Consider the following 13,272-nt stretch of genomic DNA (forward strand, 5'->3'; position numbering starts at 1 on the left):
ATTAGTGAAAACCATACAAGAGAATTTAAAACTTTTTTACATTGGACTAAAAGATAAAGAGCCATTTTTTTACAAAAACAAAGACCTAACCACCCATGCAGCCATTATCGGTATGACTGGTAGCGGCAAAACAGGCCTTGGTATCACGCTATTAGAAGAGGCCTGCATAGACAACATCCCCTCTATCATCATCGATCCAAAGGGCGATATCACAAATTTAGCCCTCACCTTTCCGCAGATGAGAGCGGAGGATTTTTTACCATACGTCGATGAAGCAGAAGCGGCAAATAAAGGTCAAAGCGTAGAGGAATTTGCCGCCGCTCAGGCCGAGCAGTGGAGAAACGGCATAGAGTCGAGCTTTCAAGACCTTGAACGAGTAAAAATTTTAAAAGATAGCGCTAGCTTTAATATCTACACACCAAAAAGCTCAGCTGGCATAGGTGTTGCGCTACTTAGCGACTTTGCCTGCCCAAATATTAGTGACGAAGAAATTTTTAGCAACTATATAAATTCGCTCGCAGCGTCGGTGCTATCGCTTATTGGCATGAGTTCTGAGGATATGAGCTCAAAAGAGCAGCTGCTTATCTCCACTATATTTGAGAGCAAATTTAAAGAGCAAAAAGACGTCAGCATCGAAGAGCTTATCAATTTCATAGCAAATCCGCCATTTAAAAAGATAGGCGTTTTTGACGTGGATACCTTTTATCCAAGCAGTGAGCGCCTAAAGCTTGCCATGAAGATAAACGCGCTCATCGCAAGCCCAAGCTTTAAAGGCTGGACGCAGGGCGTTAGGCTTGAAATTTCAAAGATGCTTTTTGACGAAAATGGCAAAGCAAAGTGCAATATCTTTACGATCTCACACCTAAATGACGCTGAAAGGATGTTTTTTGTCACCCTTTTACTAAACGAGATCATCGCGTGGATGCGCGGCACAGAGGGCACTAGCTCACTTAGAGCGATCCTATATATGGATGAAATTTTTGGCTTTTTTCCGCCAAATGCAAATCCTCCGTCAAAAACGCCTATGCTCACGCTCTTAAAACAAGCCCGTGCATTTGGTTTGGGCTGCGTATTAAGCACGCAAAACCCGGTCGATCTTGACTACAAAGGCCTTAGCAACATCGGCACTTGGTTCATCGGCCGCCTCCAAACAGCGCAGGACAAAGCCCGCGTGATCGACGGGCTAAGCGGCATCGCAGGCTCAAGCTTAGACAAAGCCTCACTTGAAAATCTCATATCAAATTTAGCCAAGAGAAATTTCTTACTCAAAAATATAAACGAGGACGGCTTAAACGTCATCTCCACGCGCTGGGCACTTAGCTATCTAAAAGGTCCGCTAAGCCGTGAGCAAATTTCAAATTTGATGAAAGATAAAAAAGAGAATTTAAGCAGCCACGGCGTAGATAAAAGCGAGATGAAATTTAGTGCAAAACCTATCATCTCAAGTGCGATCACGCAGCTTTATGCTAACTCAAAAAGCCTCACACCAAATTTGCTAGCAAGCGCAAGAGTGAGAATTTATGATGCCAAAAAAGGCATAGACAGCGTTTGTGAGGTGAGCTATCTTTACGAGCTTAGTGAAAACGACAAAGAGCCAAACTGGAGCGAGGCTAGCGAAGGCATGCACGTTGATGCGAGCGAAAATGAGCCAAGCGGCGCAAGCTTTGCTACTGTGCCAAATTTCATAACAAGCGCTAAAAATTTTGACGCTTTAGAGAAAGATTTTAAAGAGTTTTTGTATAGAAATTTCAAATTTAATACCTTTGAAGCTATGGGAATTTACTCAAAAGAAAACGAGTCAAAAGAGGAGTTTTTCATAAGGCTTCAAGATAAATGCAATGAAATTTTAGAGGAGCAAACCGCAAAACTCACGGCTAAATTTGAAAAAGAGCAAAAAAGCTTGCAAGATAAGCTAAACAAAGCCCTTGCAAAGCTTGATAAAGAGCAAAAAGAGATGACCACAAGCGGCCTTGATGCTGCTATAAATATAGGCGCAAGCATATTTGGAGCGATATTTGGTAACAAGCTCTTATCTCGCCAAAACGCCGGCAAGATCGCATCAAGTGCAAGAAGCGCAAACAAGGTCTTAAAAGAGCGAAGTGACGTCAAGCTTAGCGAGCAAAGTGTAAATGATATAAACTTAGCCATAAGCGAGCTCGAAGAGAAATTTGCACAAGAGTGCGATGCGCTAAAAGAGGCAAATGATATTAAAAACATCACGATAAACGAAACGCAAATTTCGCCAAAAAAAAGCGACATCTACGACGAAAAAATCGTGCTTTTGTGGAGATGATTTATAAAAAAATTAGTATTTTTTTAATATCATTTCTCTTTAAATTTAAAAGGTAAAATATGCAAAATTTAATACTTTATGCCGTTAGCTACCTGCTTGGTAGCATCCCATCAGGGCTCATACTAGCAAAAATTTTTGGACATGTTGATATAAAAAAAGAGGGCAGCAAAAGCATAGGCGCGACAAATGTTTTAAGGGTTTTAAAGCAAACAAACCCAAAACTCGCCAAAAAGCTAGCCATTTTAACAGTAGTTTGTGACGTTTTAAAGGGCGTTTTGCCACTTATCGTAGCCTCTTTGCTTGGAGCTAGTCAAAGCGTGCTTTGGACGATGGCAGTTTTAAGCGTTGCGGGGCATTGTTTTTCTATATTTTTAGGCTTTCAAGGTGGCAAAGGCGTGGCAACTGGAGCTGGCGTGCTCGCATTTTTCTTGCCAGTTGAGATAATAATCGCTCTTGTCGTTTGGTTTTTGGTCGGTAAATTTTTAAAGATAAGCTCTCTAGCCTCGCTTTGTGCGCTGATAGCTCTCATCGCATCAAGCTTTATCATCCACCCAGAGCTTGATGAAATTTACACTCACGCGCCGATCCTTATCATCGCATTTTTGGTAGTTTATAAACACATACCAAATATCGTTCGCCTGCTTTCAGGCAAGGAGCAAAAAGTCGTATGAAAAGTGAAATAACAACGATCATTAAAGATTATAAATTTCAAACCGTTATCGGGATGTTTGACTTTGAGCGAGTTGCAAAGCAAGAGGTAAAAGTAAGCTTAGAATTTCGCTCAACTAGCTTGATTGATTATGTCTTGGTGGCTGATTTTATAAAAGAATTTTACAATGAGATGAAATTTCAAAGCGTAGAAGAGTCACTAGAAGCTACCTGCAAAGCGCTAAAAGAGAAGTTTAGCTCGCTTACTAGTTTGGATATGGAGATTTTAAAAACCGAGATTTTACCAAATGCAATCGTCGGTGCAAAAATCAGCACTGTTTTTTAAAAATTTATTAAAGTATCTTGAAATATTTCTTAATTTATGATACAATCGACCATAAATTTTAGTTTAAGGAAAAGAAATGCGTATTTTAATAGTAGAAGACGAAGTAACGCTAAATAAGACGATTGCTGAGGGGTTGCAAGAGTTTGGTTATCAGACAGATAGCTCTGAAAATTTCAAAGACGCTGAGTACTACATCGGCATCAGAAACTACGACTTAGTTTTAACTGACTGGATGCTTCAAGATGGTGACGGCGTTGATCTTATAAATATCATAAAACATAAATCTCCACGCACTTCAGTTGTAGTTCTTTCTGCAAAAGACGACAAAGAAAGCGAGATAAAAGCACTTAGAGCTGGCGCTGATGACTACATCAAAAAACCATTTGATTTTGACATTTTAGTAGCTAGACTAGAGGCTAGACTACGCTTTGGTGGCACAAATATCATCAAGATAGACGAGCTTATCATCAACCCTGACGAAGAGAAGATCACTTATCTTGGCCGCGACATCGAACTAAAAGGCAAGCCATTTGAGGTGCTTACTCACCTTGCAAGACACTCAGATCAAATCGTATCTAAAGAGCAACTACTTGACGCTATCTGGGAAGAGCCAGAGCTCGTAACTCCAAACGTTATCGAGGTTGCTATCAACCAAATTCGCCAAAAAATGGACAAACCGCTAAATATTTCAACAATAGAAACTGTTAGAAGACGCGGATATAGATTTTGCTTTCCCAAAAAAGCTTAAGAAATAGATTTATACTGCAATTAGCGTCTGGTGCGATGATGCTAATTGCCGTTGTTTCGGTGATGCTCTATCACTACATAAGAGTTACCGTTTTTCAAAGCGTAGTTAGTGAGCTAAACCAGCAAGCCACAGCTTACAAAAACAATCCACAAAATTTCAATCCTAACAATCTAAAAACTTTTACTATAGAAATCCCAAACAAAACTCTAGCCACCGTAAAAGCGGGCGAGCTTAAAGGCGAAAAGCCCTACCTTGTAATGCAAAAGATAAAAGATAAGAGTATAACCACTCTAACAACAAGGCTAGATGAGAGTAGCTACTTAGTCCTAGAAAAAGAGACGACGCTTCAAAGCCAGATAGTTGAAGAAATTTTTATAGATATTATAATCGTAAACGTCACAGCGATACTTTTGGTGCTATTTTATGCACTATTTTTATCAAGAATGCTTTTAATACCTATAAAAATTTTAAGTCACAAGCTTACAAATTTAGATGAAAAATTTCTAAAAGAGATCGATATCAAAAGCCTGCCAGACGAGTTTTTGCCACTTGGCAACAGCATAAATAGGCTAATTACTCGCATACAAACTTTTGTCTTATACCAAAAAGAGCTTTTTGTGGGCGTTGCTCACGAGCTAAAGACGCCACTTGCCGTCATGAAAACCAAAAATGAAGTTACGCTTTTAAAACCACGCGAGAGCGAAAAATACATAGAAGCGCTAAAATCAAATAACGAAGCGATCAACGGCATGAACGCTATGATAGGCTCGGTCCTTGAGATCGGTCGTCAAGAAGGCGCGCAGTTTGAAGAGCCAGTAAATACCGACGTGATCGCATTTTTGAAAAAACTAGGCAAAAACTACGAGGTGCTCGCAAAAGGTGAAGAAAAAAATCTCGCACTCGATCTAAAGCCTGAAATTTTTAACCTAAATATCCAAACCAGCCTACTAACTCACATCGTGCAAAATTTCGTCCAAAATGCTATCAAATTTTCTCCAAAAAATAGCACGATTACGATTAGCTCAAAGCTTGAAAAGAGCAAATTTATCATCGAGGTTACCGACGAAGGCGTGGGTATAGACGAGAGCAAGGACTTGTTTGCTCCATTTAAAAGATACGGCAACAAAGGTGGTGCTGGACTTGGACTATTTCTCGCAAAGGGCGCAGCACAGGCACTTGGCGCTGAGATATCTATCAAAAATAGAGAGGGCGCAAACGGAGCAGTTGCAAGCCTCGTTTTAAATTTAAAAGGATAAAAAATGGCAAAGAGAACCGCAGTGATCGATCTTGGCTCAAATTCTATGCGTATGGCGATATTTGAGCGCACGTCACGCTTAGCATTTTTTATACTAGCTGAATACAAAACCAAAGTGCGACTAGGCGAAGGCGGATACGGCTCAAACAACGAAATTTCAGAAGCTTCGATGCAAAAAGCGATCAAAGCTTTTAGCGAATTTGATAACATCATAAAAAGCTACAAATGCTCCAAAGTCCTATGTGTCGGCACTTCAGCGCTTAGAGATGCTCCAAACTCAGGCGTTTTGATCTCTCTTTTAAGAAAAAAACTTGGCATAAATTTAAAAGTGATAGACGGCAAAGAAGAGGCTACTTTTGGAGCGATAGCGGCTAAAAATTTGCTTCACAATCTAGCTGAGTGCGTCACTATCGATATCGGTGGAGGCTCGACCGAGCTTGCTAGGATAAGTAACGGCAAGATAGTCGATGTCCTCTCGCTTGATGTAGGCACAGTGAGGCTAAAAGAGCTATTTTTTGATAAGAAAAATTTAAACAAACTGCCCAAATTTCTAGCGCAGATCACAGCGCAGATAGATGAGCGATTTAAGTGTCCAAATTTAATAGCCATCGGCGGCTCTTTAAGAGCGATATCATCGGCCATAATGAGCAAAAATTTATATCCGCTCTCATCGCTGCATGGCTTTTGCTACAAGCTTAGCGACGAGCAAGCCTACATCGAGAGCATCGCAAACGTTAGCGTGCTAGAACTAAATAAATTCCCCATAAAAAAAGATAGATATGACACCATCAGAGAGGGCGCACATATATTTTTAGCCCTTGCCAAGGCGCTAAACGCCAAAAACGTTATCACAAGTGGCGTTGGCGTAAGAGAGGGCGTCTTTTTAAAAGACTTTTTGCGTCCAAGTCTTAAATTCCCAGAAAATTTTAACCCAAGCGTCAAAAGCCTGCAAGATCGCTTCATCCTCTCTTGCAACAAAGCCGTGGCAAGATACGCAAAGGATATTTTTGTGGCGCTTAAAAAACTTCATGGGCTAAATGAGAGCTATCTTGAGACGCTGCTAATTGCTGCAAAGCTCCACAACATCGGTCAAGAGATAGGCTTTTACGGCGATCACAAAAACTCGGCCTATATCATACTAAATGCCCTAAACTACGGCTTCTCACACGAGCAAAAGGCACTAATAGCCGCAGTCATCGGCACAAATGGCAAGAAAAATATTTATGAGTTTGAAAAGTATAAAAATTTATTACCAAAGGCTGAGTGTGTAAGGTGGCTAAGCTTCATCCTTGCGCTAGCCAAGGCACTTGATATAACCTGCGAGAAGCTAAATTTAAGCTTTGAGTTTAGCGGCCACACGCTAAAAATAGAGGGCGCAAAAGAATTTGCCATGGCAAAAGAAGAGATAAAAAAGATCGCAAAACCTGAAATTTTTGCCATTTCGTTTGTGTAGGATAAAAGTAGCTGATATTTTTAAAAAACACTAGTGTATTTGGGCAAATTTTAAATTTCTTTCATTCTAAAAACGAGACTGAGCGACTATTGCTTGAGATAACGAGACAGCAAAATCTATTCACTACGTTAGCAGTGCATGTATTAGCGTATATTGTATACGATTAACAACCTGCGCCAAATTTTAAAAATTTATAGGCAAGCATATCACGCTTCTAAATTTAGTAAGCTACCAAGGATAGTGAGTAAATTTTTAAAATTTGTAAATTTGCTTTATTAAAACAGGTAAGTGTCAAACAAATTTTAAAATTTCATGAGCGAGTAATTTCGGCTCTAAAATTTGAGCTAAGCTGTAAGCGAAGCCAAATTTTAGTAGTCAATTCTTGTGAGTGAATGAAGTTTTAAAATTTACGAATTTGTTTTGTAGATTAAGTTTTTTGTTAATTTGTTAAGGGGGAAGAGGCTTGAATTACGGTCTGCTTGTAGTTGCGAGCTAGCGAAGCAAAGAAGCTCCCTCTCTCCTTAACAATCCCTTGTCTGCCTGCAGTTACGAGACGAAGTCGAAGTAAAGCCCGACAACGTTAGAAGTGGCATGCAATGATGCTTGCGCACTGCATGAGTCTTACATGAGAGAATTTATAGCAAATCTTAAAATTTATGAAAATGCTATTCTAAATTTTTAAATTTAATAGCGAAGCGAGACTAAAATTCCCCGCTCATTTTATCTTTGTAGTTATTTAGACTATTTTGACGCTCTTGCAAAAATGAGCCAAGTTTTTTCTTATTTTCTTCAAAAAATACCGCAAAGTCCTGCTCATTTTGGATCTTATCCTCGCCAAAGCTATCAAGCATGACGTTTGAGCTGCCAACTATCACTAGATAGCGCCTATTTTCGTAGCTTAGAAGCATTAGCTTGTTTGTGCGGTCAAGGTATTTTTCATAGATGATATTGACGCCACTATTTTGGTTTTTAAGTAGCCAGTTCATCGACTTTGTGTCGTTTTGTAGTTGATTTTGCGGCGTTTTGAACCCGCTAAAGTCACTACTTTTTGAAGTGATATATCTTTTAAAAACATATAAAAATATAAGAAGCGCGATGAGCACACTTAGGACGATGAAGTATCTCGAATCAATACTAACCATAGGTTCATTTTCTGTCTTTGGCGTGCTAGCAGTTTCTATCTTTGCGCTTGCTTGAGGCATATTTTGCACCTGCGTTTTTGTGTTTTTTAGCGTTACGCGGATGCGAAGTCCGAAGCTGTCAGTTGTCTTTGAAGCATTTACGATGATCGCATCGTTTGAGCGTAAATTTAAAACTAAAGAGTTTTGCTTTGGCTCAATATCTAGCTCTTGAATGATCTTTGAGTTTATGTCCTTGCTCGCGCTTTGATCGTAGCTTAGAGAATTTAGTATCAAAGAGGTTGTGTCTTTTTCACGCTTTTGAAAGATATTGCCCTCGTAAGGCGCATCAAAGCTAAGCATAATATCGACCCTGTCGGTGCGCTCATAGATGTTGTATGTTAGCAAGTTTGAGGCAAAGATCTGCGTAGCAAAAAGCACAAAAAATAGTATAAATTTCATAAAAGTTCTTTTTTGAAGTACTGAATAACTGACTTTGAGTCCAAAATTTCATTTATCCTGATGGCTAAATTTTTCTCATAAACCATTACTTCGCCTTTTCCAAAAATTCTATTATTTATATATAGCTCCACGCTCTCGCCAGCTGGTTTTTCGAGGTCTATGACCGAGCCAGCTTCAAATTTCAAAAGCTCATTTATACTAACTGTGGTAGTTCCTAGCTCAGCTATAAAATCAACGCTTATATCCATAAGCTCGTCATAGCTCTTAAAAAGCCCTAGCTGTTCTAGTGTCTCTATCGCACCTTCGTCGTTCATTGTATCTTGTAGCCTATTTGAAATGTTCTATTTTTTATCTTATATATAAATTTCTCTTTTAGCTTTATGCCAAAATTCTCAACCTCGCCCAAAAACTCAGGCGTTCCGAGTTTATAAGTGTTTGGTTCTTTTTCATTTAGCAGATTTTTAGCCTTGCCGATGATCTGATTAGCTATCTCTTTGCAAAGATCGTCCAGATCGCCACCATCGACATCTTCGTGACCAAAAAAGGCATTCATGAAAATTTTTAAAGTATCTTTTTTAAAAAATAGATAAAACTGATACTCGCTTTTGCCCTTATAAACTGGTATGCTAGCCCCGTAAAATCCTTTACCAAGGCTCTTGCCAAACTCTAAATCCAACCCCAAAGTATCCTTGCAAAGATAGCTCGTAGCCTCATCTATAACTTTTCTCATATCTCTTCCTTAAGACTTGAAATGCACGGGTCATTATACTTTGGCTTTACTAAATTAGCTATAAATTTATTAAGCATTTTAAAAGAGTTTATCGACCTCTTTAACTAGCTCTTTTGCGCTAAATTTGGCGCAAAGCTTGACTATTTGCGTGCCTATGATCGCAGCGTCAGCATATTTTTTCACTTCGCTAACATCATCTTTATTTTTGATGCCAAAGCCCACAGCCACTGGCAGATCGCTCTTTTTCTTAAGCTCTAGGACTAAATTTTTTATCCTATCTTCATCAGCTCTTTTTGAACCGCTAACACCGATCGCACCAAGAGCGTAGATAAATCCTGATCCAAATTTCAAAATTCCATCCGCTCTGCCCCCAGAGGTGACGCTGATGAGTGGTATCAGGCTTAAATTTAGCTCCTTACATTTTAGAGCAAATTCCTCGCACTCTTCGCAAGGAAGATCCGGCACGATAAAGCCGCTCACTCCCGCCTCACGTGATCTTTTTAGAAATTTATCCACGCCGTAAGCAAAGATAATGTTGTAATAAACTAGAAAAACAAGTGGCTTTGTCACTTTTGCCTTGCAGCCCTCAAGCATATCAAAGACAACGTCAGTGTTTACGCCGTTTTGCACCGTTTCAAAGCTAGCTTGCGCGATGAGTTTGCCGTCAGCCAGCGGGTCAGAGTATGGTATGCCGATCTCAAGCAGATCAAGCGTGCTCTCATCTAAATTTTCTAAAAATTCCTTAGTTTTTTCTAGGCTTGGATATCCAGCCACGATGTAGCCGATGTTTGCCTTTTTGCCGTTAAATGCGCTTTTGATCTTATCCATAAATTTTTCCTTTTTCGTAGCCGATAACTGTGTTTATGTCCTTATCGCCCCTGCCTGAGACGTTTACGACGATGACGCTTTTTTTATCAAGTTTTGGGCAAAGCTTCTCCAGATACGCCACCGCATGCGCGCTCTCGATGGCTGGGATGATGCCCTCCATCTTGCTTAGAAAATACAAGGCATTTATGCACTCATCGTCGGTCACGACTTCGTATCTTACCCTTTTGATATCGTTTAGGTGGGCGTGCTCTGGGCCGATGCCTGGGTAGTCTAGGCCTGCTGAGATGCTATGCACTGGTGAGATCATACCGTACTCATCTTGCAAAACTGTCGTTTTCATGCCGTGGATGATGCCGGTTTTGCCTTTGCTAAGCGTAGCAGCGTGATAAGGCGTATCTATGCCAAGGCCGCCAGCTTCTATACCTACTAAATTTACGCTCTCATCGTCCAAAAACGCACTAAAAATGCCAATAGCATTGCTGCCGCCTCCAACGCAGGCGATGACGTAATCAGCCTTTTTGCCATAATTTTCAAGCTGAGCTTTTGCCTCTGTGCCGATCACGCTTTGAAAGTCACGCACGATCTTTGGATATGGGTGCGGGCCAACGGCTGAGCCAATGACATAAAACGCGCTTTCTATCTCATTTACCCACGCTTGTATGGCCGCCGTGGTCGCCTCTTTTAGCGTTTTTAAGCCATCTTCTACGCTCACCACCTTTGCGCCAAGAAGCTGCATGCGAAAGGCATTTAGCTGCTGTCTAGCAACGTCTGTAGCTCCCATATACACATCACACTCTAAGCCCAAAAGTGCTGCTGCAGTCGCTGTTGCCACGCCGTGCTGACCAGCTCCAGTCTCAGCTAAAATTTTCTTTTTACCCATCTTTTTAGCAAGCAACGCTTGAGCCAGCGCATTATTTATCTTATGCGCACCCGTGTGATTTAGATCCTCTCTTTTTAGGTAAATTTCATGTCCGTAGTGCTCGCTCAGACGCTTTGCAAAAAAGAGCGGACTAGGCCTGCCAACGTAGTTTTTCAAAAGATCATCAAGCCCGTCTTTAAACTCTTTTGTCTTTGCGATACTCTCATAAGCATTTTCTAGCTCATCAAGGGCAAACATCACCGTCTCAGGCACGAACTGCCCGCCAAATTTTCCGAAATATGCTTTAGTGTTCATCTTCTACCTCATCTATGATCTTTAAAATCCTCTCTATCTTTTGCGCCTCTTTTATGCCGTTTTCGTCCTCGACTTTGGAGTTGATATCGACTAGATATGGCTTAAATTTGAGCGCCTCTTTTATGTTGTGCTCACCTATGCCCCCAGCCATGCCAAATTTAAACTTAACCTCTTTTAAAATTTCCCACTCAAAGTTGGTGCCATTTCCACCGGCATTTTCACCCTTGCAGTCAAAAAGCGCCATGTCAAAATGCTTAAAATCAACCTCTGGCAAGCTATCTTTCACACTAAAAACCTGCCAGATCTCAAGCCCCATATCTTTCAAATTTGCCTCTAAATTTTCACTCACCACTCCATGCACTTGAGCCACGTCAAGGCCAGCAAACTGGCAAATTTCCATTATCTCGCAATCACTTTGCTCCGCAAAAACACCAACTACTTTTTTGCCCTTGCTATGAGCAAATTTCGCTATCTGCCTAGCTAAATTTAGCTCGACCTTTCTTTTACTTTTAGCAAATATCAGCCCTATAAAATCAACATCCAAAGCACAAACCGCACTCGCCTCATCTAGCGTTTTGATGCCACAAATTTTAACTAGCGCCATTAGCCCCAGCCTTTATAAACTCTTCAAAAAATTTATACGCCTTACCAGAATTTATCGCTTCAAGCACCATTTTTTTAGCCTCGTCTGGGCTCTTTGCGCCATCAGCCGCGTAGAGTGCAAACATCGCGTTAAAGACTACTATGTCAAATTTCGCCCCCTGCTCCTCGCCTTTTAGCGTGCGTATCAAGGTTTTTGCGTTTTCTTCAGGTGTGTCACCCTCGATGTCGCTGTGAAGCGCTCTTTTAAAACCAAACTGCTCTGGCGTGATGCTATACTCAAAAATTTCGCCATTTTTTAGCTCCACAACGCTTGTTTCACTGCAAAGCGTGATCTCGTCTAGTCCATCATCGCCGCGAACGACCAAAGCGTGCTTTCTGCCAAGGATTTTAAGCGTCTGTGCGTAGAGCTTTAGAACAGGCTTATGATAGACGCCAACTAGCTGATTTGTAAGGTTCAAATTCGGATTTAAAAGCGGTCCAAGCACGTTAAATACGGTCCTTATGCCAAGTCTTTGGCGTACCTCTCTCACCTCGCCAACTAGTGGATGGAAAAATGGTGCGTGGAAAAAGGCTAAATTTTTACTAGCTAAATTTTCACGCTGTTTTGCCAGTGATTTTTCACTTTTTACGCCTAAAATTTCAAGCACATCAGAGCTGCCTGACTTGCTTGAGACGGCCTTGTTGCCGTGTTTTGCAACCTTTATGCCAAGACTTGCAAGGATAAATGCAACTGTAGTTGAGATATTTATCGTCTTAAAGCCATCGCCTCCAGTGCCGCAAAGATCGATCATAGGCGTATCGTCTCGGTAAGTTTGCGAGTACTTTAGGATATTTTTTGCAAGCGCTGCAAGGCTTTTTGGGTATAAGCTCTTTTCGCTAATTAGCACCAAAAGTGCCGAAAGCTGCACGATCTCATACTCTTTGCTGGCTATTATCTCGCAAATTTGTTCAAAGTCGCTATCATCAAGCGGTATGCTCTCTTGAAGCTTTATAAGATATGGCTTAAGCGAGCGGATTTTAGGCTCTTTTACCTCATCTTTTGCTTTGAAATTTACAAAATTTTCAACGATCTTTTTGCCGTATTGCGTGAAGTAGCTCTCAGGGTGAAACTGGATGCCAAAGATCGGCTTATCTTTTACGCTAAGTGCCATGACTACGCCATCATCGCTCACCGCATCAGCGCTTAAGATAGCTGGTAGCTCATCAACATAAAGCGAGTGGTAGCGCATAACCTCAAATCGCTCAGGCAGCCCTGCAAAAAGCGGCTCTTTGTTTTTCACATCGATAAACGAGGTCTTGCCGTGAAGTGGGTCGTCTAGCCTTTTTATCTTTGCGCCGTAGCTAAGTCCTATGGCTTGGTGTCCAAGACAGATGCCAAGCACTGGCACGCTAAGGTTGGCCTGCAAAATTTCTAGGCAAACTCCGCTATCTTTTGGGTGCTTTGGCCCTGGGCTTAGGATGATCTTACTTGGGTTTAGCTTTTTGATCTCATCAAGCGTTATCTTGTCGTTTCTAACGCATCTAACCTCTTCACTGGTGAGCTCTTTTATGTACTGCTCGACGTTGAAGACAAAACTATCGTAGTTATCTATAAGTAAAATCAATCTCTATCCT

The 13,272-nt window shown here is 40.9% G+C and carries 13 protein-coding genes; 6 read left to right on the plus strand and 7 right to left on the minus strand.

All coding sequences use genetic code 11. The annotated features are described in order from the left end of the window. Positions 1 to 4: 4 nt before the first annotated feature. The 6 genes from CVS86_RS03835 to CVS86_RS03860 all read left to right on the plus strand — a co-directional run bounded on the left by CVS86_RS03835 (position 5) and on the right by CVS86_RS03860 (position 6,743). Entirely contained in the window at positions 5 to 2,293 is a 2,289-nt protein-coding gene (locus tag CVS86_RS03835; RefSeq protein ID WP_107791020.1) for an ATP-binding protein, read from the plus strand. A 59-nt stretch (positions 2,294 to 2,352) separates the two neighbouring features. Continuing rightward, on the plus strand, positions 2,353 to 2,964 hold the full coding sequence (gene plsY, locus CVS86_RS03840; RefSeq protein WP_103607835.1) for a glycerol-3-phosphate 1-O-acyltransferase PlsY: 612 nt from the start codon (positions 2,353 to 2,355) through the stop codon (positions 2,962 to 2,964). Further along, positions 2,961 to 3,287 (plus strand): dihydroneopterin aldolase, encoded by a 327-nt coding sequence (locus tag CVS86_RS03845; protein WP_103575439.1) that lies wholly within the window; start codon positions 2,961 to 2,963, stop codon positions 3,285 to 3,287. Before plsY ends, CVS86_RS03845 begins: the two co-directional genes overlap by 4 nt. A 76-nt stretch (positions 3,288 to 3,363) precedes the next feature. Continuing rightward, complete coding sequence (gene hsrA, locus CVS86_RS03850) at positions 3,364 to 4,035, plus strand: homeostatic response regulator transcription factor HsrA (RefSeq protein ID WP_002942555.1); 672 nt, start codon at positions 3,364 to 3,366, stop codon at positions 4,033 to 4,035. A gap of 38 nt (positions 4,036 to 4,073) precedes the next feature. Further along, positions 4,074 to 5,291, plus strand: coding sequence for a sensor histidine kinase (locus tag CVS86_RS03855; protein WP_199906515.1), 1,218 nt, complete (start codon positions 4,074 to 4,076; stop codon positions 5,289 to 5,291). 3 nt (positions 5,292 to 5,294) lie between these two features. Continuing rightward, positions 5,295 to 6,743, plus strand: coding sequence for a Ppx/GppA phosphatase family protein (locus CVS86_RS03860; protein WP_107791021.1), 1,449 nt, complete (start codon positions 5,295 to 5,297; stop codon positions 6,741 to 6,743). A 701-nt stretch (positions 6,744 to 7,444) separates the two neighbouring features. Here the strand turns inward: CVS86_RS03860 and CVS86_RS03865 are convergent. The 7 genes from CVS86_RS03865 to trpD all read right to left on the minus strand — a co-directional run bounded on the left by CVS86_RS03865 (position 7,445) and on the right by trpD (position 13,262). Next, positions 7,445 to 8,323 carry an excinuclease ABC subunit A gene (locus CVS86_RS03865; RefSeq protein WP_107791022.1) on the minus strand — a complete coding sequence of 293 codons (879 nt, stop codon included), beginning with the start codon at positions 8,321 to 8,323 and terminating at the stop codon, positions 7,445 to 7,447. Continuing rightward, a complete protein-coding gene (gene fliN, locus CVS86_RS03870) occupies positions 8,320 to 8,637 on the minus strand; it encodes a flagellar motor switch protein FliN (RefSeq protein ID WP_002942551.1) in 318 nt (105 codons plus the stop codon). The genes CVS86_RS03865 and fliN overlap by 4 nt, the downstream gene beginning before the upstream one ends. Then, complete coding sequence (locus tag CVS86_RS03875; protein WP_107791023.1) at positions 8,634 to 9,053, minus strand: chemotaxis protein CheX; 420 nt, start codon at positions 9,051 to 9,053, stop codon at positions 8,634 to 8,636. Before CVS86_RS03875 ends, fliN begins: the two co-directional genes overlap by 4 nt. Before the next feature lie 78 nt (positions 9,054 to 9,131). Then, positions 9,132 to 9,881, minus strand: coding sequence for a tryptophan synthase subunit alpha (trpA, locus tag CVS86_RS03880; RefSeq protein ID WP_107791024.1), 750 nt, complete (start codon positions 9,879 to 9,881; stop codon positions 9,132 to 9,134). Continuing rightward, complete coding sequence (gene trpB / locus CVS86_RS03885; RefSeq protein WP_107791025.1) at positions 9,874 to 11,055, minus strand: tryptophan synthase subunit beta; 1,182 nt, start codon at positions 11,053 to 11,055, stop codon at positions 9,874 to 9,876. The genes trpA and trpB overlap by 8 nt, the downstream gene beginning before the upstream one ends. Then, a complete protein-coding gene (locus tag CVS86_RS03890; protein ID WP_107791026.1) occupies positions 11,045 to 11,659 on the minus strand; it encodes a phosphoribosylanthranilate isomerase in 615 nt (204 codons plus the stop codon). Before CVS86_RS03890 ends, trpB begins: the two co-directional genes overlap by 11 nt. Continuing rightward, on the minus strand, positions 11,646 to 13,262 hold the full coding sequence (trpD, locus tag CVS86_RS03895; protein ID WP_107791027.1) for an anthranilate phosphoribosyltransferase: 1,617 nt from the start codon (positions 13,260 to 13,262) through the stop codon (positions 11,646 to 11,648). Before trpD ends, CVS86_RS03890 begins: the two co-directional genes overlap by 14 nt. Between the last annotated feature and the right edge of the window lie 10 nt (positions 13,263 to 13,272).

The sequence above is a fragment of the Campylobacter concisus genome (assembly GCF_003048605.1).
In the GTDB taxonomy this organism is placed as follows: Bacteria; Campylobacterota; Campylobacteria; order Campylobacterales; family Campylobacteraceae; genus Campylobacter_A; species Campylobacter_A concisus_BM.